Source organism: Dyella kyungheensis (assembly GCF_016905005.1).
Classification (GTDB): domain Bacteria; phylum Pseudomonadota; class Gammaproteobacteria; order Xanthomonadales; family Rhodanobacteraceae; genus Dyella; species Dyella kyungheensis.
On the sequence record NZ_JADIKC010000001.1, the window covers coordinates 142,931 to 165,526 of the forward strand.

At 65.3% G+C, this 22,596-nt stretch carries 19 protein-coding genes and 1 tRNA gene; 16 read left to right on the plus strand and 4 right to left on the minus strand.

The window, feature by feature from the left end:
- Positions 1–31: 31 nt before the first annotated feature.
- Positions 32–772: an acetoacetyl-CoA reductase gene (gene phbB, locus ISP20_RS00750; RefSeq protein WP_204634152.1), complete on the minus strand. Its 741-nt coding sequence runs from the start codon at positions 770–772 to the stop codon at positions 32–34.
- A gap of 145 nt (positions 773–917) precedes the next feature.
- Positions 918–1,778, minus strand: a complete 861-nt coding sequence (gluQRS, locus tag ISP20_RS00755) for a tRNA glutamyl-Q(34) synthetase GluQRS (protein WP_204634153.1) — start codon at positions 1,776–1,778, stop codon at positions 918–920.
- A gap of 191 nt (positions 1,779–1,969) precedes the next feature.
- Here gluQRS and htpX point away from each other — a divergent pair, with 191 nt between their 5' ends.
- The 6 genes from htpX (at position 1,970) to ISP20_RS00785 (ending at position 7,498) form a co-directional block, all read left to right on the plus strand.
- Positions 1,970–2,869: a protease HtpX gene (gene htpX / locus ISP20_RS00760; RefSeq protein ID WP_204634154.1), complete on the plus strand. Its 900-nt coding sequence runs from the start codon at positions 1,970–1,972 to the stop codon at positions 2,867–2,869.
- Positions 2,870–2,971: 102 nt separating this feature from the next.
- The gene (htpG, locus tag ISP20_RS00765; RefSeq protein ID WP_204634155.1) at positions 2,972–4,843 is read left to right on the plus strand and encodes a molecular chaperone HtpG; all 1,872 of its coding nucleotides are present in this window, start codon (positions 2,972–2,974) and stop codon (positions 4,841–4,843) included.
- Between the two features lie 151 nt (positions 4,844–4,994).
- Positions 4,995–5,897: an AEC family transporter gene (locus ISP20_RS00770; protein WP_204634156.1), complete on the plus strand. Its 903-nt coding sequence runs from the start codon at positions 4,995–4,997 to the stop codon at positions 5,895–5,897.
- 9 nt (positions 5,898–5,906) lie between these two features.
- Positions 5,907–6,263 carry a nuclear transport factor 2 family protein gene (locus ISP20_RS00775; RefSeq protein ID WP_204634157.1) on the plus strand — a complete coding sequence of 119 codons (357 nt, stop codon included), beginning with the start codon at positions 5,907–5,909 and terminating at the stop codon, positions 6,261–6,263.
- A 152-nt stretch (positions 6,264–6,415) separates the two neighbouring features.
- Positions 6,416–6,811, plus strand: coding sequence for an RNA-binding S4 domain-containing protein (locus ISP20_RS00780; protein WP_204634158.1), 396 nt, complete (start codon positions 6,416–6,418; stop codon positions 6,809–6,811).
- Positions 6,812–6,916: 105 nt separating this feature from the next.
- Positions 6,917–7,498, plus strand: a complete 582-nt coding sequence (locus ISP20_RS00785) for a response regulator (protein ID WP_204634159.1) — start codon at positions 6,917–6,919, stop codon at positions 7,496–7,498.
- 69 nt (positions 7,499–7,567) lie between these two features.
- On the opposite strand, the gene ISP20_RS00790 is transcribed toward ISP20_RS00785, so the two are convergent.
- Positions 7,568–9,010, minus strand: coding sequence for a catalase (locus tag ISP20_RS00790; RefSeq protein WP_204634160.1), 1,443 nt, complete (start codon positions 9,008–9,010; stop codon positions 7,568–7,570).
- 261 nt (positions 9,011–9,271) lie between these two features.
- Here ISP20_RS00790 and ISP20_RS00795 point away from each other — a divergent pair, with 261 nt between their 5' ends.
- Positions 9,272–9,523 (plus strand): hypothetical protein, encoded by a 252-nt coding sequence (locus ISP20_RS00795; protein ID WP_204634161.1) that lies wholly within the window; start codon positions 9,272–9,274, stop codon positions 9,521–9,523.
- A gap of 54 nt (positions 9,524–9,577) precedes the next feature.
- Here the strand turns inward: ISP20_RS00795 and mutS are convergent, their stop codons facing one another.
- Positions 9,578–12,157, minus strand: coding sequence for a DNA mismatch repair protein MutS (mutS, locus tag ISP20_RS00800; RefSeq protein WP_239535140.1), 2,580 nt, complete (start codon positions 12,155–12,157; stop codon positions 9,578–9,580).
- A 204-nt stretch (positions 12,158–12,361) separates the two neighbouring features.
- Here mutS and ISP20_RS00805 point away from each other — a divergent pair, with 204 nt between their 5' ends.
- The 9 genes from ISP20_RS00805 (at position 12,362) to ISP20_RS00845 (ending at position 22,457) form a co-directional block, all read left to right on the plus strand.
- On the plus strand, positions 12,362–13,759 hold the full coding sequence (locus ISP20_RS00805) for an amidohydrolase family protein (protein ID WP_204634162.1): 1,398 nt from the start codon (positions 12,362–12,364) through the stop codon (positions 13,757–13,759).
- The gene (locus ISP20_RS00810) at positions 13,746–14,888 is read left to right on the plus strand and encodes a dipeptidase (protein ID WP_239535142.1); all 1,143 of its coding nucleotides are present in this window, start codon (positions 13,746–13,748) and stop codon (positions 14,886–14,888) included. The genes ISP20_RS00805 and ISP20_RS00810 overlap by 14 nt, the downstream gene beginning before the upstream one ends.
- 70 nt (positions 14,889–14,958) lie before the next feature.
- Entirely contained in the window at positions 14,959–15,465 is a 507-nt protein-coding gene (locus ISP20_RS00815) for a CinA family protein (RefSeq protein WP_204634163.1), read from the plus strand.
- A gap of 174 nt (positions 15,466–15,639) precedes the next feature.
- Positions 15,640–16,671, plus strand: a complete 1,032-nt coding sequence (recA, locus tag ISP20_RS00820) for a recombinase RecA (protein WP_204634164.1) — start codon at positions 15,640–15,642, stop codon at positions 16,669–16,671.
- A gap of 113 nt (positions 16,672–16,784) precedes the next feature.
- Positions 16,785–17,273: a regulatory protein RecX gene (locus ISP20_RS00825; RefSeq protein WP_204634165.1), complete on the plus strand. Its 489-nt coding sequence runs from the start codon at positions 16,785–16,787 to the stop codon at positions 17,271–17,273.
- Positions 17,274–17,356: 83 nt separating this feature from the next.
- Positions 17,357–19,993: an alanine--tRNA ligase gene (gene alaS / locus ISP20_RS00830; RefSeq protein ID WP_204634166.1), complete on the plus strand. Its 2,637-nt coding sequence runs from the start codon at positions 17,357–17,359 to the stop codon at positions 19,991–19,993.
- Positions 19,994–20,257: 264 nt separating this feature from the next.
- Positions 20,258–20,464 (plus strand): carbon storage regulator CsrA, encoded by a 207-nt coding sequence (csrA, locus tag ISP20_RS00835; protein ID WP_046971859.1) that lies wholly within the window; start codon positions 20,258–20,260, stop codon positions 20,462–20,464.
- 74 nt (positions 20,465–20,538) lie between these two features.
- Positions 20,539–20,631: transfer RNA gene (locus tag ISP20_RS00840), tRNA-Ser, on the plus strand.
- A gap of 755 nt (positions 20,632–21,386) precedes the next feature.
- Positions 21,387–22,457: a YXWGXW repeat-containing protein gene (locus ISP20_RS00845; protein ID WP_204634167.1), complete on the plus strand. Its 1,071-nt coding sequence runs from the start codon at positions 21,387–21,389 to the stop codon at positions 22,455–22,457.
- Positions 22,458–22,596 lie beyond the last annotated feature (139 nt).

A 22,596-nucleotide genomic window follows, 5' to 3' on the forward strand; every position in this document is an offset into this window, starting at 1 on the left:
CGCTCCTACAATGGGCTGGCCTGTGGTGCTGTCACCACCCCATGTAATGCCCGCCATTGATCGACAGGTTGGCGCCCGTGATCCACGCCGCTTCTTCGCCGGTAAGGAAAGCCACGGCGTGTGCGATTTCCTCGGGCTTGCCGAGGCGACCCACCGGGATCTGCGCGACGATCTTCTCGCGGACTTCTTCAGGCACGGCCATCACCATGTCGGTGCCCACGTAACCGGGCGAGACGGTGTTCACGGTGATGCCGAACTTGGCGTTTTCCTGCGCCAGCGAAATGGTGAAGCCATGCATGCCGGCCTTGGCGGCGGCGTAGTTGGCCTGGCCGTACTGGCCCTTCTGGCCGTTGATGGAGCTGATCTGCACGATGCGGCCCCATTTGTTGTGCCGCATGCTTTCGATCACCGGGCGGGTGACGTTGAAGCAGGCATTGAGGTTGGTGTTGACCACTTCCATCCACTGGGGATAGCTCATCTTGTGGAAGGTGGTGTCGCGCGTGATGCCGGCGTTGTTGACCAGGATCTCCACCGGGCCCATGGCGCTCTCGATGATGCGCACCATCGCTTCGCAGGAATCGGGATCCTTCACGTCGCCCGGCACCAGCAAGACTTCGATGCCTTCCTTCGCCATCATTTCCTTCATCGCTTCCGCTTTGGCCTGGTCGCGGTAGTTGGTGGCGACCCGATGTCCCTGGCGCCCGAGATAGCGAATGATCGCCGTACCGATACCACCCGTGCCGCCAGTGACCAATGCCGTGCGTTGCGTCATGCCTGTTCTCCAAAGATGCGAGTGTGCGATCAACCCCGATCGTGCAACCGGGATGCTGCCATGTCTACCACGCGCGACATGGCAAAACGTCTACGCAGGGTACGCCGTCTTGGGTCCCGATGCGGTAGGTGGCCGCTGAACGCGTTTAGGCTGCAGCGCGTTCGCTGCAGTGCGGCAGCCGGTCCGGCGTGAAATGGTCGAGGGCATGTGCCAGCAGGCCGGCCGGATCGCGCGCCGTGGAAGAGACCGGCAGATCGAGGAAATCCAGCGCGCGACGGAGCGCAGGCAATGGATCGGTGGGGTCGACCGGATGGGCGCGCTCGGACTTGGACAGCTTGCGGCCTTCGCCATCGAGCGCCAGCGGCAGGTGCAGATAGGTGGGCGTGGGCAGCTTAAGGCAGCGCTGCAGGAAGATCTGGCGTGGCGTGGAATCGAGCAGGTCGTTGCCCCGCACCACCTCGGTGATGCCCTGGAAGGCATCGTCCACCACGCAGGCGAGTTGGTAGGCGTAGTAGCCCTCCACCCGGCGTATCACGAAATCCCCGGCGCTCAGCCGCAGGTTCTGGTTCTGCGGGCCCTGCAGCGCATCCACGAAGCAGACCTCGATGTCCGGCACGCGCAGGCGCCAGGCGGGTTCGCGTCCATCGGCAGGGGCTGCCAGGCATTGTCCGTCCAGATGCAGTCCCCCGGCGAGGTCGTTGCGGCTGCACCAGCAGGGAAAGACCATCCCGGCGGCCTTGAGCTGTTCGAAGGCCGCCTCGTAGGCCGCATGGCGCTGCGATTGAAACAGTGCGGGCTGATCCGCCGCCAGGCCGAAGGCGGGCAGGGCGGCCAGGATGCTTTCCGCGGAGCCGGGCATCTCGCGCGGCGGATCGATGTCTTCCACGCGCAGCAGCCAGGCGCCCCCCGCGTGTCGGGCGCACAACCAACTGCCCACGGCCGCCACGAGGGAACCGAAATGGAGATGGCCGGTCGGAGAGGGAGCGAATCGTCCGCGGTAGTTCATCGGGCCATTTTACGGGTGGGGCGGCTCCTTGCAGGAGCGGTCCGGTGTCATGTGTAGCTGACGCGTTGTTGAAGCCTTGGCAGCTGCACTGAAGATTCCCGGCTCATGGCCCTTGAAACCGCAAGATTTCGCCACGATCCTTCCACCACGGCCAAGCCGTATCCCCTTTCATGACTGCCCGAGAGACAGCCATGCGTCGCATCGCATTGTTCCTGCTTACCAATATCGCCGTCCTGTTCCTGCTGAGCATCGTCTGCCGCCTGTTCGGCATCGATCAGTGGGCCGCCGCCCGTGGTTACGGCGGCATGGGCGGCTTGCTGCTCTATGCCGCGGTATTCGGCATGGGCGGCGCCTTCATCTCGCTGGCCATGTCCAAGTGGATGGCGAAGATGTCCACCGGCGCCCGCGTGATCGAGCAGCCGCAAAACGAAGCCGAGCGCTGGCTGCTGGACACCGTGCGCCGCCACGCCCAGGCCGCCGGCATCGGCATGCCCGAGGTGGCGATCTACGACGCGCCGGAAATGAACGCGTTCGCCACCGGCATGACCAAGAACAGCTCGCTGGTCGCGGTGAGCACCGGCTTGCTGCAGCAGATGGATCGCGAGCAGGTGTCCGCCGTGCTCGGCCACGAGATCGGCCACGTCGCCAACGGCGACATGGTCACGCTGACCCTGATCCAGGGCGTGGTGAACACGCTGGTGATCGTGGCGGCCCGCGTGGTCGGCCGCCTGGTCGACAGCTGGCTGTCCGGCGGCCGCGACCGCGACGGCGGTGGCGGCATCGGTTACTTCGTCTCGGTGCTGGTGCTGCAGCTGGTGTTCGGCCTGTTCGCCTCGATGATCGTGTCGGCCTTCTCGCGCTGGCGCGAATTCCGCGCCGATGCCGCCGGCGCCAAGTTTGCCGGTCGCGGTGCCATGATCTCGGCGCTGCAGCGGCTGCAGGTACAGCACGGCGAGAGCACGTTGCCGCAGACCATCGCCGCGTTCGGCATCTCCGGCCATCTGGCCACCGGCTTCAAGCGCCTCTTCATGAGCCACCCGCCGCTGGAAGAGCGCATTGCCGCCCTGCAGAACGCGTCGGCCAACGCCTGATTTCACCCGCTTTCGCACCGAGAGCGGGCATCATAAGGGGCCGATTTATCGGCCCCTTCGCTTGTCCCTTCCTTCGACCGACCTTTGCATGAGTCTTTTCGCATGACGAACAACGCCCCCGAAACCCGCAAATTCGAAGCCGAAGTCGCCCAGGTCCTGCATCTGGTCACGCACTCGCTCTACTCGCACAAGGAAATCTTCCTGCGCGAACTGATTTCCAACGCCTCCGATGCGTGCGACAAGCTGCGCTTCGAGTCGATTGCCCATCCCGACCTGCTGTCCGGCGACGGCGAATTGCAGATCGACGTGAGCTGGGACCCGCAGGCGCGCACCGTCACCGTGCGCGACAACGGTATCGGCATGGGCCGCGATGAAGTGGTTGCCAACATCGGCACCATCGCCAGCTCCGGCACGCGCCGCTTCCTCGAGGCGATGAGCGCGGAACAGAAAACCGACGCGCGCCTGATCGGCCAGTTCGGCGTCGGCTTCTACTCCTCGTTCGTGGTGGCCGACCGCGTCACCGTGCTGAGCCGTCGCGCCGATCTGCCGGCGAGCGAGGGCGTGAAGTGGGAGAGCGATGGCAAGGGCGAATATAGCCTGGCCCAGGTGGATCTGCCCGAGCGTGGCACGGCGGTGATCCTGCACCTGAAGGCCGACGAGGACGAGTTCCTCAAGGGCTGGGAGCTGCGCTCGCTGATCCGCAAGTACTCCGATCACGTCGCGTTCCCGATCCGCTGCCCGAAGGAAGAAGACGGCAAGCCGACCGGCGAGTGGGAGACCGTCAACGATGCCTCGGCGCTGTGGACCAAGCCGCGCAACGAGATTTCCGACGAGGACTACCAGGGCTTCTACAAGTCGCTGGGCCACGACTTCAACGATGCGCTGGCGTGGACGCACAACCGCGTCGAAGGCAGCCAGAGTTTCACCACGCTGCTGTACATCCCCGAGCAGCCGCCGTTCGACCTGATGATGGGCGGTCGCGACGAGCGCAAGGGCCTCAAGCTCTACATCAAGCGCGTCTTCATCATGGACGCCGCCGAAGAACTACTGCCCAACTACCTGCGTTTCGTGCGCGGCGTGGTGGATGCGGACGATCTGCCGCTCAACGTGAGCCGCGAAATCCTGCAGCACAATCGCCAGCTGGAACGCATTCGCGCCGCCTGCGTAAAGCGCGTGCTCGACTTGTTGGAGAAGCTCTCGCGCGACGAGCCCGAGAAGTTCGTGACGTTCTACAAGGCCTTCGGCAACACCTTGAAGGAAGGCATCGCCGAGGATGCCGCCAACCGCGAACGCATCGCCAAGCTGCTGCGTTTTGCCTCGACCAAGGGCGACGGCGCAACGCAGACCGTGTCGCTCGATGACTACATCGGCCGCATGGCGATCGACCAGGACACCGTGTGGTACATCACCGCCGACAGCTATACCGCCGCCGTGGGCAGCCCGCAGCTGGAAGCGTTCAAGGCCAAGGGCATCGAAGTGCTGCTGATGTCCGATCGCATCGACGAGTGGATGCTCAACAGCCTCACCGAATACAGCGGCAAGAAGCTGCGCAACGTGGCCAAGGGCGAACTGCCGTTGGACGAGGCGGACAAGAAGCAGCAGGAAGAGGCGAGCAAGGCGGCCGAGCCGCTGGTGCACAAGCTCAAGGAACTGCTGGGCGATCGCGTGGGCGATGTGCGCGTGTCGGCGCGTCTGACCGATTCGCCGTCGTGCCTGGCGTTGTCCGATTATGAGATGGCACCGCATCTGGCCCGTTTGTTGCGCGAGGCGGGGCATGACGTTCCCGCGGCGAAGCCGACGCTGGAAGTGAATCCGCAGCATCCGTTGCTGAAGCGGGTCGAGGGCGAGAGCGATGCGGCGAAGTCTGCCGATCTGGCGAATCTGCTGCTGGATCAGGCCGAGATTGCGGCAGGGGCGCAGTTGCCGGATCCGGCGGCATTCGTGCAGCGGTTGAATCGCTTGATCGCCGGTTAGTCCTCGCGATGCACCGCACTTCTCCCTCTCCCCTCTGGGGAGAGGGCCGGGGTGAGGGGCGGGTGCTCGCGGAAGCGTTTCATACGGGGCGGCTCAAGGCCCGCCCTAACACGGCCGCTATACTGCGGCCGTTTTGTTTCCCTGGAACCCCATGAGCGCGTTGCTCCTGCTATTCACCTGCCTTCTGCTGGGCGTGCTGGTTGCGCGGTTTGCCAAACCGCCGGCGGGTATCGTGCATGGGGTCAACTGGTGGGTGATCAACGTGGCGTTGCCGGCGCTGGTGTTGGCGCTGGTGCCCAAGGTGAAAGTGGACGCGCAGCTGTGGTTTCCCGTGGCGGCCATGTGGGTGACGTTCTTCGGTGCGTGGCTGCTGTTCGCCGTGCTGGGCAAGCTGCTTCACTGGTCGCGCGAACGCATTGGCGCGCTCACGCTGGTCTGCGGCTTGGGCAATACCGCGTTCATGGGCTATCCGATGATGGAGGCCCTGCACGGCAAGCAGGGCCTGGCGCTTGCCGTGGTGGCCGATCAGCTGGGATGTTTTCCGCTGCTGTCGTCGGCCGGCGTGGCAGTGGCATCCATCTATGCGGGTCGATCGCCGCAAGCGGGCGTGATTGCGCGCCGCATTCTCACGTTCCCATCGTTCCTTGCCCTGCTGCTGGCCGTGATCGTGGGCGCGCTGGGCGGCTGGCCGCCGCTGTTAGATGATGTCTTCACGCCCATCGGCGCCACGCTCACGCCGCTGGCGCTGTTTTCGGTAGGTTTGCAGTTCAAGTTCCATCTGGGCGAACGCCAGCTGCCAGCCGTGCTGTTGGGTCTGGGATGGAAGCTGCTGCTCGCGCCCCTCGTAGCCGTGTTGCTGGGCGAGGCGGCAGGCGTCGGCGGTCTCACCTTGACGGTGGGTGTGTTGCAGGCGGGCATGGCGCCGATGATTTCCGCCGCGATTCTGGCCGACGAATACAAGCTGGAGCCGTCGCTCGCCAATACCCTGCTGGGTGCGGGCATCGTGTTGTCGCTGATCACCATTCCGCTGGGCAATCTGCTGCTGGGCGGCTGAGGAAATCTCATGGATATCGCTGCACATCTGTTCGATCTGGAAACGCAATTGCACCGGCAGGAGGTGCGCGCCGATGAAGCGGCGCTGCGGCGGCTGATCGCCGAGGAGTTCTTCGAGTTCGGCGTCTCCGGTACCGTGTGGACGCGCGATGCGATCGTCGAGGCACTGCGCGGCGAAGCCTTTTCGCCACGTGAAGTCACCGATTTCAAGGTGACCATGCTGGCCGACGGGGTGGCCCTGGTGACCTACCGCGGGCATCGCTTCGCCACGCCGCAGCGGCCCGCGTCGGACTCGTTGCGCAGTTCGATCTGGCGCTTGCGCGACGGGCAATGGCAGATGCTGTTCCACCAGGGCACCGTGCTGTAGAGCCACCAACCGCCCCCTTGTGGGAGCGCACTTGTGCGCGACGGGGGCGCTTCGATCGACCTCATGCCGTGACATCGCGAAAGGCTGTCGCGCACAAGTGCGCTCCCACAATGGCAGCTACAAGGTGGGTCGGACTGCGCGACAATGGCGGCATGTCACAGCCCTCATCCCCCACATCCCCCGTACGCGCCGATGTATGGCTCTGGGCCGCGCGTTTCTTCAAGACTCGCAGCCTCGCCAAGCAGGCCATCGACGGCGGCAAGATCGACCTTAACGACGGCAGCTGCAAGCCCGCCAAGGCGGTTCAGGTCGGCGATGTATTTCGCATCCATCGCGGCGAGGAACGGCTCGAAGTGGAAGTGCTGGCGCTGTCGGAAAAACGTGGCCCGGCCAGTGCCGCGCAGGCGCTTTATCGCGAAAGCGAGGCCAGCATCGCCGCCCGCGAGGCGGCGAAGGCTCAGCGTAAGTTATTGGGCGCCATGGCCCCGCCAGGGCGTCCGGACAAGCAGGCACGTCGAGAATTGCGACGGCTTAAGGATTCCATGTGAGTCACCCATCTCAGAACGCATAGCCGTTCTGCGCAAGCATGTCCTCCACGGAAGACCGCGCGGGCGCGCGGTCTTCCCACAGGGATAAGCAGTGGGAGGGCGACAATGGCGGGCATGGGATTCCTGAAGCGACTGCTTTCGAGCGCGACGCCGGGGCAGGGCGAGCAGACGTGGCGCAAGACCACGCATGGTGCACGGATACTGGTGGTGGACGATTCGGCGACCATTCGCGCCGTGCTCGGCCGCATGCTGGAAGTGGACGGTTACGAAGTCGTGCGCGCGGCCGACGGCGAGAGCGCGCTGGAGATGGCGCGTGCCGAGCCACCGGCGATGATCTTTCTGGATATCGTGCTGCCGGGCATGAACGGTTTTGCCGTGTTGCGCGCGCTGCGCCACGATCCGGCCACGCAGCATGTGCCCATCGTGATGATCAGCGGCAACCAGCAGGCGACGGAGCAGTTCTACGTGCAGCGCTTCGGTGCCGACGATTTCATCAGCAAGCCGTTCGGACAGTCGGAAGTGGCGCGCAGTATCGATCGTCTGGTGGGCTTCGGCCGGCTTTCGGCGCGCGAAGCGGCGAAAGTGGTGTCGCTGCCGGTCTCGGTGCCAGTGGAAACCATCCCGGCCATGCTGGCCAATGCCACCGACGAACCCGCACCGATCGACGTGCCTGAAATGGCGGCCTGAGCGTTCTCCGCGCAGGAAAACCAAGGGCGACGCTCTCGCGAGACGTCGCCCTTGTCGTTTGCACCATCGTCAGAGCGTGATGCCCACCGCCTTCGCCACGCCTGCGCCGTAGGCAGGATCGGCCTTGCTGAAGTGACCGAGCTGGCGGCGGATGATAGCTTCCGGCACGCCTTGCATGGCCGCGGCAATGTTGCGGAACAGTTGCTGTTGCTGATCTGCACTCATCAGGCGGAACAGATCGCCCGGCTGGGTGTAGTCGTCATTGCCGTCGCGATGGTTGTAGCGATCGGCATCGCCTGAAATCGTCAGCGGCGGCTCCTGTGCCGACTTGTCTTCCACCGGTCCGTCGAACGAGTTCGGCTCGTAGTTCACGCTGCCGCCGCCGTTGCCGTCGAATCGCATCTGGCCGTCGCGGTAGTAGTTGTGCACCGGGCAGCGCGGACGATTGATCTCCAGCGCCTCGTGGTTGGTACCCAGGCGATGGCGGGCGGCGTCCGCGTAGGAAAAGATGCGGAACTGCAGCATCTTGTCGGGGCTGTGGCTGATGCCGGGAACCACGTTCGCCGGCGAGAAGCTCGACTGTTCCACTTCGCCGAAGTAGTTGTCCGGATTGCGGTTGAGTTCCAGCACGCCCACTTCGATCAGCGGGTAATCCTTGTGTGGCCACACCTTGGTGAGGTCGAACGGGTTGTACGGCGTGTTCTGCGCCTCGGCTTCCGGCATCACCTGCACGTACATCGTCCACTTCGGGAAATCCTTGCGCTCGATCGCCTGGTACAGGTCGCGCTGGTGCGATTCGCGATCCTGGCCGATCACGCCGGCTGCTTTCTCGTTGGTCCAGTTCTCGATGCCTTGCTGCGTCTTGAAGTGGAACTTCACCCAGTAGCGTTCACCCAGGTCGTTCCAGAAGCTATAGGTATGACTGCCGAAGCCGTGCATATGGCGAAGCGTGGCAGGCAGGCCGCGATCGCTCATCAGGATGGTCACCTGATGCAGCGATTCGGGCGACAACGACCAGAAGTCCCACATGGCGGTGGGGTTGCGCATGTTGCTGCGCGGATCGCGCTTCTGCGTGTGGATGAAGTCCGGGAATTTGTACGGATCGCGCACGAAGAATATCGGTGTGTTGTTGCCTACCAGATCCCAGTTGCCTTCCTCGGTGTAGAACTTGATGGCGAAGCCGCGCACGTCGCGCTCCGCGTCCGCCGCACCGCGCTCGCCGGCCACGGTGGAGAAGCGCAGGAATAGCGGCGTTTTCGTGCCGGGCTTGAACACCCTGGCGCGGGAATAGCGGGTGATGTCGTGCGTGATGGTCAGCGTGCCATGCGCGGCCGAGCCCACGGCATGCACCACGCGTTCGGGAATGCGTTCGCGATTGAAATGCGCGTGCTTCTCGAACAGCTGATGGTCCTGCACCAGCAGCGGTCCACGCGGGCCGGCGGTAAGAGCGTTCTGGTTGTCGGGAACCGCTGCGCCGGAGGCGGTGGTGAGGGTCTTGCGATGCGTGGTCATGCGTGGGCTCCTTGCGTGGGGATGGCTGGCGATGGCTGGCTTGACCCCGACTCTAGGTAGCTCGGCTCATTTACGGAATTCGATTGTTCCGATGTGATTCATAGCCATGGCCTATGGACGTTGCGCAAGTGTTCCGGGACAAGGCACAGCCCTGCAGAAATGACACCGGTTGAGAATCGCCCTGCATGACGCCGGGGCTTTCACGCACACGCGACCCGGTGTGACTGACGATGCCTGCCTTCATTCCCGCGGAGGCGTGTCGTGGCAGAGAGCATCCAGGAAGGCGACATGGTCTTCGTGGCCGACGGCGAAGACGGCATCGGCTCAGTGCGCCGGCTGCTTGCGGGCGGCAGTGCATTGCTGGTCTACATCGAGAACGGCGGGGATTTCGAGATACCCGCCAGCGCGGTGCGCGCCGTGCACTCAGGCAAGGTGGTGCTGGATCTCGACCACCTGCCCACGCCGGTGCTGGAAGCGATCGGCAACGCGCGCAAGTCGGAGTATCCGCACTAGCGCGCGTTTCATCGCATCGGCTCGTCCCTCCGGCGAGCCGATGCTTGCCGACGCTCAGGCCAGCGACTTGAGCCGATAGAGCGCTTCCAGCGCCTCGCGTGGCGTCAGGGCGTCGGGATCGATGCCTTCCAGCGCGCGCTCCACCACCGACGTTGCAGCGGCGAACAGGCCCATCTGCGGCGACTCCTGCGCCGGCGTCTTGGTAACAGCGGCCGAGGCATGTTGATGCATGCCGCGTTCGAGTTCGGCCAGCGTGCGGCGTGCGTCGGCAATCACCGTCTTCGGCAAACCCGCCAGCGCGGCCACCTGCAGGCCGAAGCTGCGATTGGCGGGGCCTTCCTTCACCGCATGCATGAACACCAGTTGCTCGCCGTATTCCACCGCGTCCAGGTGCACGTTGGCGATGGAGGCGTATTCGTTGGCCAGTTCGGTGAGTTCGAAGTAATGCGTAGCGAACAGCGTGTACGAGCGGCTGCTGGCGGCCAGATGCACGGCGGCTGCGCGGGCAAGCGCGAGGCCGTCGTAGGTGCTGGTGCCGCGGCCCACTTCGTCCATCAGCACCAGGCTGTGCTCGGTGGCGTTGTGCAGGATGTTGGCCGTCTCGCTCATTTCCACCATGAAGGTGGACTGGCCGCGCGACAGGTCGTCGCCCGCGCCGATGCGGGTGAATACGCGATCGATCGGACCGATCACCGCGCGCGACGCCGGCACGTAGCTGCCGATATGCGCCAGCAGCACGATCAGCGCGTTCTGGCGCATATAGGTGGATTTACCGCCCATGTTGGGGCCGGTGATCACCAGCATGCGGCGGCTGTCGTCCAGCACCAGGTCGTTCGGTTCGAACGGTTCCTCGCGTACTTTTTCCACCACCGGATGACGGCCGCGCTCGATCGCGATGCCCGGTTCGTCGGTGAGTTCGGGCACGCTCCAGTCCAGCGTGATGGCACGCTCGGCCAGCGTCGCCACCACGTCCAGTTCGGCCATGGCGGAGGCGGCGCTCTTGAGCGGCTCCAGGTGCGCGGTCAGCGTGTCGAGCAGCGCTTCGTACAGCGCGCGCTCGCGCATCAGCGACCGTTCCTTGGCCGAGAGCACCTTGTCCTCGAAGTTCTTCAGTTCTTCGGTGATGTAGCGTTCGGCGTTCTTGGTGGTCTGGCGGCGCGTGTAATGCGTGGGCGCCTTGTCGGCCTGGCCCTTGCTGATCTCGATGTAGTAGCCGTGCACGCGGTTGTAGCCGACCTTCAGCGTGGTGATGCCGCTGGCGGCTTTCTCGCGTTCCTCCAACTCGACCAGATACTGGTCGGCATGCGTGGCGAGGCGGCGCAGTTCGTCGAGTTCGGCGTCGTAGCCGTCGGCCATGACGCCGCCGTCGCGCTGCAGGACGGGCGGTTGTTCCACCACCGCGCGAACGAGCAGGGCGGCGGTCTCGGCGTGATCGCCGATGCGTTCTACCAGCGCGTGCAATAGAGGGCTGTCGAGGGAGGCGATCAAACCGCGCAACAGCGGTGCGGCGGCCAGGCCATCGCGCAGCGTCGACAGGTCGCGCGGCCGCGCCGAACGCAAGGCCACGCGCGCCAGGATGCGCTCCAGATCGCCGATGCTGCGCAACCGCTCGCGCAAGGCTTCGTGCTGGCGATGATCGATCAAGGTGCCGATGGCCTGATGGCGTGCGCGCAGCAACTCGCGCGAGCGCAGCGGTCGATTGAGCCAGCGGCGCATCAGGCGCGCGCCCATCGGGGTAACGGTTTCGTCCAGCACGCCGAGCAAGGTGTGCTCGGTGCGGCCGCTGGGATGGGTATCGAGTTCGAGATTGCGACGCGTGGCCGCGTCCAGCGAGATGGTGTCGCCGGCGCTTTCCACCGACATGCCGGAGATATGCGGCAGCGCGCTCTTCTGCGTTTCTTCCACATAGCCGAGCAGGCAACCCGCGGCGGCCACCGCGAGCGGCAGGCGATCGACGCCGAAACCGCCGAGATCGCGCGTGCCGAAGAAGCGGTTGAGTTCGCGCTTGGCCGCATCGCCGTCGAAATGCCACGGCGGACGTTTGCGCAGGCCGGGCAGGGCGCTGACCAGTTTCGGCCACGCGACATCCTCGCCCACCAGCGTTTCCGCCGGCTGCAGGCGCGCCAGTTCCGAGGCGAGCGCTTCGGCGCTCGGCACTTCGCTGAGCAGGAAACGGCCGCTGGCCAGATCCACCCACGCCAGGCCATAGGCGCCATGCGCACCGGCCGCGATGGACATCAGCAGATTGTCGCGGCGTTCTTCCAGCAGCGCGGCATCGGTCACCGTGCCCGGCGTGACGATGCGCACCACCTTGCGTTCCACCGGACCCTTGGAGGTGGCCGGATCGCCGATCTGCTCGCAGATCGCCACCGACTCGCCCAGCCGCACCAGCCGCGCCAGGTAGTTCTCGGCCGCGTGGTAAGGCACGCCGGCCATCGGAATGGGTTGGCCTCCCGACTGGCCGCGCTGGGTCAGCGTGATGTCCAGCAGTCGCGCGGCCTTGCGCGCGTCGTCGTAGAACAGCTCGTAGAAATCGCCCATCCGGAAGAACAGCAGCACCTCCGGGTGCGCCGCCTTGGCGGTCAGGTACTGGCGCATGAAAGGGGTGTGGCTTTCGAAATCCTGGGCGACCATAACGTGCTGTTCTGTCGGGCCTTAGAGTGAAACCGGCCATGGCGGGACGGCGCTGCGCGCCGTTTGAAAAATGCTCGCCAAGATAACCGAATTGGCCTGCCATGTATCCCGCGGGACACGGTTCGGCGGGCGGGCTTGGCATAGCCGGTGTTTGCCGCGGATGTCCTTGTGATGGGCGGAATCAGATGTGTAGGATCGACCGCTATGCATAGACGCCTACGTTCCGCGACCCCACTGCTGACAGCGCTGCTCGTCGCGCTGTGTGCTTCCGCTGCTTTCGCCACCGACAAGGAGGCCAAGCCGTCGCCTGCCGATGCGCTCACGCTCTATGCCGGCGCGACCATCATCGACGGCACCGGCGCCCCGGCGCAGCCCGATCAGGACATCCTGGTGCGCGGCGAACGCATCGTGGCAGTGGGACCGCACGGATCGCTGGCAGAGGCCAAAGGCGCCACGGTGAAAACCGTCGACCTGCACGGCCGCTATGTGATCCCGGGCCTGATCGACAGCCACGTGCACATCGCCACGCCGCCCAATCCGAAGCGCGCGCAGGCGATCCTGCGGCGCAATCTCTATGCTGGCGTCACCGCCGTGCGCGACATGGCGGACGATCTGCGTTCGGTCGGCGAACTGGCGCGCGAGGCGCGTACCGGCGAGATTCCCTCGCCCGACATCTACTACGCGGTGGTGATGGCCGGCCCGGAGTTCTTTGCCGATCCACGCGTGGCCGCGGCCAGCTACGGCGTCAAGCCGGGCACCAGCCCGTGGATGCAGTCGATCGACGGGAAGACCGATCTGCGCGAGGCGGTGACACTGGCGCGCGGCACCTCGGCCACGGCCCTCAAGGTCTATGCCGACCTGCCGCCGGAGCTGGTGAAGGCGATCACGGCCGAGGCACATCGCCAACACATGATGGTGTGGGCGCACAGCGCCGTGTTTCCCACGCGACCGGCCGACGTGATCGACGCCGGCGTCGACGTGGTCAGCCACGCCTGCTACCAGGCCTATCAGCTGGAACCGGTAATGCTCAAGGCCTACGAGGATCACACGCCGGTCCACGAGGACCTGCTGGCCAAGAACGGCGACGATCCGGTGATGGCCGGCCTGTACCGCGACATGCTCAAGCACGGCACGATTCTCGATGCCACCGGCAGCCTGTTCGTTCAGTACGACGCCGAACGCAAGGCGCATCCGGATCGCCGGCCGCTGCGCTGCACGGGGCCCACCACGATCCGTCTGGTCCGCCAGGCGTGGCAGGCCGGCGTGCCGATCTCGGCGGGGACCGACAGCGACCCCGACTTCAAGCACGTTTGGCCGTCCGTTTACGACGAGATCTTTTTCCTCACCCATGACGTCGGCATGCCGCCACTGCAGGCCATCCGTTCGGCCACGCTGATCGGCGCCGAAGCGGCAGGGCAGGCCAAGGATATGGGTTCGATCGAAGCGGGCAAGCTGGCGAATTTCGCCGTGCTCACCGCCGATCCGCTGAAGGACATCGGCAACCTCCGCAGCATCCGCATGACGGTGAAGCGCGGCCATGCCTATCCGCGCGCCGACTACCGGCAGGTGACGAAAGAGGAGATGGGCGATGACGACGATTGATCGGCGGACCTTCCTGACCGGCATGAGCTGGGCGGCCGCGGCGTCGTTGCTGCCATGGGATGCCCGTGGCGCAGTGCAAGCAGATGCGGGCGCGCGCAACGGCGGCATCATCGTCAACGCGCTGGGCGGACTGGGTGATCCCAACCTCGGTTCCAATGCGCTGGTACCCGAACTGACGCCGCGCGTGCTGGCCGAAGCGCATGCCTCGGGCCTGACGGCGGTGAACATCACGCTGGGCTATGTGTCCGGTCCCGACGATCCGTTCGAGGCCAGCGTGCGCGACATCGCCGCCACCGATGCGCTGGTGCGCGGGCACGCGGGCGACGTGATGAAAATCCTCACGGCGGCCGACATTCGCCGGGCCAAGGCCGAGCGCAAGATCGGCCTGATCTATGGTTTCCAGAATGGCGCGATGATGGGCAAGGACGCCAGGCGCGTCGATATCTTCGCGGACCTTGGCGTACGCGTATTCCAGCTCACCTATAACCCCGCCAACCAGCTGGGCGATGGATCGATGGCCAAGGAAAACCGGGGGCTGACGCCGTTCGGTCGCGAGGTGGTGGCGCGGCTCAATGCGTGCCGCGTGATGGTCGATCTTTCGCACAGCGGCGAGCAAACCTGCCTGGAGGCGGCGCGGGTATCCACGGCGCCCATCTCGATCAATCACACCGGTTGCCGCGCGGTGACCGATCTGCCGCGCAACAAGACCGATGCCGAACTTCGCCTGGTGGCGGAGAAGGGCGGTTTCGTCGGCATCTACTTCATGCCGTTCCTCAATGCCTCGGGCCATGCCCACGCCGACGACGTGGTGGCGCATATCGATCATGCGGTGAAGGTGTGCGGCGAGGATCATGTCGGCATCGGCACCGATGGCTCGGTGACCCAGATCGACGATCTGCAGGCCTACCAGGCGGAGCTGGCCAAGGAGATCGCGCAGCGCCGCGCGGCCGGCATCAGCGCGGCGGGCGAGCGGCCCGATACCTATCCCTTCGTGGTCGACCTGCGTGGGCCGCAGCAATTCCACCGGCTGGCGCAGTTGCTGGCGCAAAAGGGCTACTCCAGCGGGCGGATCGAAAAAATCCTGGGGCTCAACTTCCTGCGCTACGCCCAGACCGTCTGGGGCAGCTGACCGGACTCTTGGCGGAATGGCGCAGTCGGGGTAGAACGGTCGGCTTCCGTCCGTGTCCCCAGGAATCCCCATGACTGTGCCTGTCCCCACCGACGCCGATCTGTATGCCCTGGCCGAGCAGGTGGCCACCACCGCCCAGCAGCGTCGCCTGATGCTGGTGACGGCCGAATCGTGCACCGGCGGCTGGATCGCCAAGGCGCTCACCGATCTGCCCGGCAGTTCCGCCTGGTTCGACGCGGGCGTGGTCACCTACAGCTACGGCGCCAAGGAAGCCCTGCTGGGCGTCAACCCGCGTACGCTCGAACGAACGGGAGCCGTCAGCGAGGAAACCGCGCTGGAGATGGTCTCGGGCGCGCTGGCGCGATTTGGCGCCGGCATGGCCGTGGCGGTCACCGGTATCGCCGGACCCACCGGCGGTACGCCCGATAAGCCGGTCGGCACCGTGTGGATCAGCTGGAAGCGGCGCGGCGGTTACGCCCACGCCACCCTGTTCCACTTCGCCGGCGACCGCGAGGCGGTGCGCCGTCAGACCGTGGCCGCGGCGCTCAATGGCGTCATCAAGGCGCTGACGGATTGAGTCGAAAGGCGGCCGCGGACTCGCTTGACCGGTATGGGATACTCATGGGGCCTGTGAGCACGAGCAACGCGGGCTACGCGGATCGTGCTCACAGACCCCACTCACAGATCGCAGCCCGTGAGACCAGCCGCGGGCATCATGTCCTCATTCACTGCCACTCCGGGATTCAAGACGATGGATGACAACAAGCGCAAGGCGCTCACTTCCGCCCTCGGCCAGATCGAGAAGCAATTTGGCAAGGGCGCCGTCATGCGCCTGGGCGATCGCGTCGACGACGCCATCGACACCGTGTCCACCGGCTCGCTGGGCCTGGATATCGCGCTCGGCATCGGCGGTCTGCCGCGCGGCCGCGTGGTCGAGATCTACGGCCCGGAGTCCTCGGGCAAGACCACGCTGACCCTGCAGGTCATCGCCAACTGCCAGAAGAACGGCGGCACCGCCGCGTTCGTGGACGCCGAGCACGCGCTCGATCCCACCTACGCCGCCAAGCTGGGCGTCAACGTGGAAGACCTGCTGGTCTCCCAGCCCGACACCGGCGAACAGGCGCTGGAAATCGCCGACATGCTGGTGCGCTCCGGCGCGGTGGACGTGGTGGTGGTCGACTCGGTCGCCGCGCTCACGCCCAAGGCTGAAATCGAAGGCGAAATGGGCGATTCCCACGTCGGCCTGCACGCCCGCCTGATGAGCCAGGCGCTGCGCAAGCTCACCGCCAACATCAAGAAATCCAACTGCCTGGTGATCTTCATCAACCAGATCCGCATGAAGATCGGCGTGATGTTCGGCAGCCCGGAAACCACCACCGGCGGCAACGCGCTGAAGTTCTACGCCTCGGTGCGCCTGGATATCCGCCGCATCGGCGCGGTGAAGAAGGGCGAAGAGGTGATCGGTTCGGAAACCCGCGTCAAGGTCGTCAAGAACAAGGTGGCGCCGCCGTTCCGCCAGGCTGAATTCGAAATCCTCTATGGCGAAGGCACCTCACGCGAAGGCGAAATCATCGAGCTGGGCGTGGCGCAGAACCTGATCGACAAGTCCGGCGCCTGGTACAGCTACAAGGGCGACCGCATCGGCCAGGGCAAGGAGAACGTGCGCCAGTTCCTGCGCGACAACCCGGCCATCGCCAACGAAGTGGACGCCGAACTGCGCGCCCGCCTGCTGGTCAGCAACGGCACCTCGCCGCTGCCGGCAGTGGAAACCGAAGAAGCCTGATCGGGCACCAGGCACACGCCGGGCCGCGCTCGCGCACGGTCCGGCATGTGCCGTTCCCGTTCAGAAGGGTGGCGCTCGCCGCCTTTCTGGAGGCAAGGCCATAGGCTTTACCCATGCCGCGAGAACCCGATGACAAACCCAAGACCTCGGCCTATGACCGGGCCCTGGGTTTGCTTGCGCGTCGCGAGCACTCGCGCCGCGAGCTCAAGCTGAAGCTGAAGCAGAAAGGCTACGAAGGCGGCGAAGCCGGCGAGGCCATCGACCGCCTGGGCGAGCAGCGTTACCAGGACGACGAACGCTTCGCCCACTCGCTGGTGCGCAGCCGGGTGGCGCAGGGCTACGGCCCCATGCGCGTGCGGGCGGAATTGAAGAGCCATGGCCTGTCCGACGCGCGCATCCGGGCCGTGCTGGAAGAGGAAGCGGTGGACTGGGATGCCAGTGCGCTGGCGCAGGTCGGGCGCCGTTTTGGCGGCAAATCGCCGCCGGATCACGCAGAAAAGGCACGTCGGGCGCAATTCCTCTTGCGTCGGGGCTTTCCCGCCGCCACAGTACGGAGTGTTACCCACGCCGACGTGGACGACGCAGCCGACGACGAAGCCTGACCTCCCCGCTGTTGGGGCGGGTCGCCGTCGTTTCGGCGGTGCTCCGAAGGCGTGACCCATCCGCCAGGTCCTTCCCCAGCCGCATGAAAACCGCCGAAATCCGCTCGACCTTCCTCGACTATTTCCGCTCGAAAGGCCACACCATCGTGCCGTCGAGTTCCCTGGTGCCTGCCAGCGATCCCACGCTGCTGTTCACCAACTCGGGCATGGTGCAGTTCAAGAACGTATTCCTGGGCAGCGAGAAGCTGTCGTACGTGCGCGCGGCCGACGTACAGCGCTGCCTGCGTGCCGGCGGCAAGCACAACGACCTCGATGCGGTGGGCTACACCGCGCGCCACCACACCTTCTTCGAAATGCTGGGCAACTGGTCGTTCGGCGACTACTTCAAGCGCGACGCGATTGCGTTTGCCTGGGAGCTGTTGACGGGCGTGTTCAAGCTGCCCAAGGACAAGCTGTGGGTCACCGTCTATCACACCGATGACGAAGCCTTCGACCTGTGGAACAAGGACATCGGCGTGCCCGCCGAGCGCATCGTGCGCATCGGCGACAACAAGGGCGCACCATTCGCGTCGGACAATTTCTGGCAGATGGCCGACACCGGCCCCTGCGGTCCGTGCACGGAAATCTTCTACGACCACGGCGAAGAGATCGCCGGAGGTCCGCCGGGCTCGCCTGATGAAGACGGCGACCGCTACATCGAAATCTGGAACCTGGTGTTCATGCAGTTCGACCGCGCGCCCGATGGCACGCTGTCGCCGCTGCCGGCGCCGTGCGTGGACACCGGCATGGGCCTGGAGCGTCTCGCCGCGGTGCTGCAGCACGTGCATTCGAACTACGAGATCGACCTGTTCGAACACCTGATCAAGGTCGCCGCCGAACTCACCGCGACGAAGGATCTCGCCAACAAGTCGCTGCGCGTGATCGCCGATCACATCCGCGCCTGCTCGTTCCTGATCGTCGACGGCGTGCTGCCGTCCAACGAAGGTCGCGGTTACGTGCTCCGCCGCATCATCCGTCGCGCGCTGCGCCACGGCTGGATGCTCGGCGTGCGCGGCGACTTCTTCTGGAAGATGGTGCAGCCGCTGGTCGAGGAAATGGGCGAGGCCTATCCGGAACTTGCGCAGAAACAGGCCTTCGTGGAAGACGCGTTGCGCACCGAAGAGCGCCGCTTCGGCGAGACGCTGGAAAACGGCATGCGCCTGTTCGATGCGGTGGCAGCGAAATCGAACGACAGCATTCCCGGTGCCGATGCCTTCCGCCTGTACGACACCTACGGCTTCCCGGTTGATCTCACCGCCGATATCGCGCGCGAGCGCGGCCTCACGGTGGACATGGACGGCTTCGAGCAATCCATGCGGGAGCAGCAGGAGCGCAGCCGCGAAGGCGGCAAGTTCGAAGCCAAGGGGCAGATGCCGGCGGAGCTGGCCAGCCAGCTGCAGCCGACGGCGTTCCTCGGTTACGACGCGCTGATGAGCCAGGGCAGCAAGGTGGTCGGCATCGTGCGTGGCGGCAAGCAGTACGACCAGCTTGGCGAGGGCGAAGAAGCCCTGGTCATGCTCGATCGCACCCCGTTCTACGCCGAGTCCGGCGGCCAGGTGGGCGATACCGGCGTGCTGGTGAATGCGGCGGGTTCGTTCGCGGTGGCCGATACGCTCAAGATGGGCGGCGTGTTCTTCGGCCATGCCGGTCGTTGGAACGGCAAGCAGGCGCTGCGCGTAGGCGATGTGGTCGATGCCGACGTCGACGGCTCGCGCCGCCAGGCCATCGTGCTCAACCACTCGGCCACCCATCTCCTGCATGCGGCGTTGCGCAAGGTGCTCGGCGAGCATGTGACCCAGAAGGGTTCGCTGGTGGCGCCCGAGCGCCTGCGTTTCGACTTCTCCCATTTCAAGCCGATGAGCGCGGACGAACTGCGCCAGATCGAAGCGCTGGTGAATGCCGAGGTGCGCCGCAACGAGGCCGCCGAAGTGCATCACATGGGTTACAACGAGGCGATCGAATTCGGCGCCATGGCACTGTTCGGCGAGAAGTACGGCGACGAAGTGCGCGTGCTGAAGATGGGCGGCTTTTCCACCGAACTCTGCGGTGGCACCCACGTCAGCCGCACCGGCGACATCGGTCTGTTCAAGATCGTCAGCGAAGCGGGCGTCGCCTCCGGCGTGCGCCGCATCGAAGCAGTGACGGGTGCGGGCGCACTGGCGTATGTGGCCGACGAGGAGCGTCGCCTGGGCGAGTTCGCCCAGTTGCTGTCCTCCAGCGGCGACGATGCGGTGGAGAAGCTCCGCCAGCTGTTCGACAAGCAGAAAAAGCTGGAGCGCGAACTCGAATCGTTGCGCGCCAAGGCCGCCGGTTCGGCCACCGCCGACCTGGCCTCCACGGCGAAGGAGGTGGCCGGTATCAAGGTCATCGCCGCTCGCCTGGAAGGGCTGGACGCCAAGGCGCTGCGCGACAGCATGGACCAGCTCAAGCAGCAACTGGGCGATTGCGTGGTGCTGCTGGCCGGTGCCGCCGATGGCCGCGTCTCGCTGGTCGCCGGCGTCAATGGCAAGGCACTGGGGCGCGTCAAGGCCGGCGATATCGTGGCCCACGTTGCCAGCCAGATCGACGGCAAGGGCGGCGGCCGCCCCGACATGGCCCAGGGCGGTGGCTCTGACCTGCCAGAATTGCCCGGCATTTTGGAGGGTTTGGCTGACTGGATCGGTCAGCGTTTGGCTGGCTGAGCAGGTCAACCTGCGGGAGTCCGTTGCCGTTTACGCATTGCGCTGCCATCGGACGCTCGGCTAGTATCCAAGCCACTGCTGGCACCGAACAGTTGCAACGGTGTCGCTCGACATGGCATCACAGGGGATGCCTCGTCTGTGTAACCGGTGGAAGGCGGTAGGGCCTTCGGCGGTAGCATCGTCGAAATGTTCAGGCGGTGAAGCTCAGGGGTGAGGTTTAACCGTCTGTGGGCCTGTGACCAAAGTATTCATGGAGTGGCAAACATGTTGATTCTGACCCGCAGGGTCGGTGAAACCTTGATGATCGGTGACGAGGTGACCGTTACCGTTCTCGGCGTCAAGGGCAACCAGGTGCGCATCGGTATTAATGCGCCTAAGAACGTTGCCGTGCATCGCGAAGAGATCTATCAGCGGATCAAGAACGAGCACGAGCCGGATGGCACTGCCTCCGGCGGAACTGGCGAACACTGACAAGCAAGAAATGCTTTACCTCGAGCGCGCCGGTTAGTATCCTTGCCGGCTCCGCAGGAATGCGGACGAAAAACGGAGAGATGCCCGAGAGGCCGAAGGGGCTCCCCTGCTAAGGGAGTATAGGGTCAAAAGCCTTATCGAGGGTTCGAATCCCTCTCTCTCCGCCAGATACGCAAAAAGCCCCGCAAGGGGCTTTTTGCGTATCTGGCGGAGAGAGGTGGTGGACGAAACCTCCCGGGTTCGACAAATTTGTCAGGAACAAATTTGGACAGCCGCAGGCTGGCCCCGTAGCGCGCAAGCGCGCAGGGGTGAAACTCAAGGACGGGCCGAACAATCCCCACCTCCACGCTAACGCGCACTTCAACGAAGCCCCGGGGCTTTTGCGTATCCGGCGGAGAGAGTTGTGGACGAACCCACCGGTTCGACGAATTTGTCAGGAACAAAAATTTGGACAGCCGCAGGCTGGCCCCGGAGCGCGCAAGCGCGCAGGGGTGAAACTCAAGGACGGGCCGAACACAAATTTGTCAGGAACAAATTTGGACAGCCGCAGGCTGGCCCCGGAGCGCGAAGCGCGCAGGGGTGAGGCCCATGGATGGGCCGAACAATCCCCACCTCCACGCTAACGCACACTCCAACGAAGGACTGGGTTTTGCCTGTTTGAATCCTGGCCAGCCTCCGCACCAAACCCATGTGGGAGCGCGCTTGCGCGCGACCGCGGAGTCTCGTCGGCACCGCGCCGTTGGCTTGTCGCGCACAAGTGCGCTCCCACAAGTTGCTTCATCGCCATGCTGGACGTGGCGAGTACGCGCAAACTCAGCACCTCGCGCCTGAACCCTACCGAACCCGAACTTCCCCAGGGCGTACAACCTTGCGCCATCTCACGCGTTATTTTTCCCAAGTGCCACGACCGGGAGTAAGCGTTATGGAGAAGCTCGCAAACAGCCGCTCGACCTCGCAGCAGCGACTGCTCCGCACCGCCATCGCTGCGTGCGTACTGGCTGTCGCCTCAGCGCTTCCGATGGGCGCAAGCGCCGGTGTCTCCGTAGGCATCGGCGTATCGGTCGGCGTGGCGCCGCCGCCGTTGCCGGTCTACGCGCAGCCGGCGATTCCCAGCCCCGGTTACATCTGGACGCCGGGCTATTGGGCCTGGGACGGCGATGGCTACTACTGGGTTCCTGGCACCTGGATCATGCCGCCCTATGCCGGTGCGCTGTGGACGCCGGGTTACTGGGGCTGGGGTGGCGGCGCGTATGTGTTCCATCGCGGCTACTGGGGCGCGCACGTGGGCTTCTACGGCGGCATCAACTACGGCTTCGGCTACACCGGCGTGGGCTACGCGGGCGGCTACTGGCGAGGTCATTCGTTCTACTACAACCGCTCGGTGAACCACATCGACAACGTACACATCACCAATGTCTACAACCGCACGGTGGTGAACAACGTCAATCGGGCCAGCTTCAATGGCGGTCGCGGCGGCATCGAGGCGCGTCCGTCGCCGCAGGAGATGAACTACGCACGCGAGCGGCACGTATCGCCGGTGGCGGCGCAGGAGCAGCAACGCACCATGGCCAGCCAGAACCAGGCAATGCGCGCCTCGTTCAATCATGGTGCCCCGTCGATCGCCGCAACGCCGCGTGCAGGCGCCTTCCATGGCACGGGCGACGCTTCGGCGCCGGCCGGCCACCCGAATGTTCCGGCTGCGGCTGGGCGCAACGCCATGGCGCTGCATTCGGCCGGCTTTGCGCCGCATGGTGCGGGGACGAACGCCCCGGGCACCGTGAATTCGAACCATGCATCGCCGGCAACGAACCATGCCGCCTACACGCGTGGCCCGTCGAATCCGGGCGCCGGCTACCACGCGAGCGCGCATGCGCAGCCTTCCTACGCCGCGCACGCGGCGCGTCCGGCGGCGCCGGCCTATCACGCGCCGGCACATCCGGCAGCACCGCATGCACAGGCGGCGCCGCATCACGGCGGAGGGGAGCATCGCTGATCCATCGAGCCTGACGCTGGAAGCGAAGAACGCCGACGCTCCGCCGTCGGCGTTCTTCGTTGGGGCGGTCCTCGTCCGTTCCATTAGAATGGGCAGTGGTCCGTTTCCGGGCTGCGCGGATACGGAAGTAGCCGCTCAT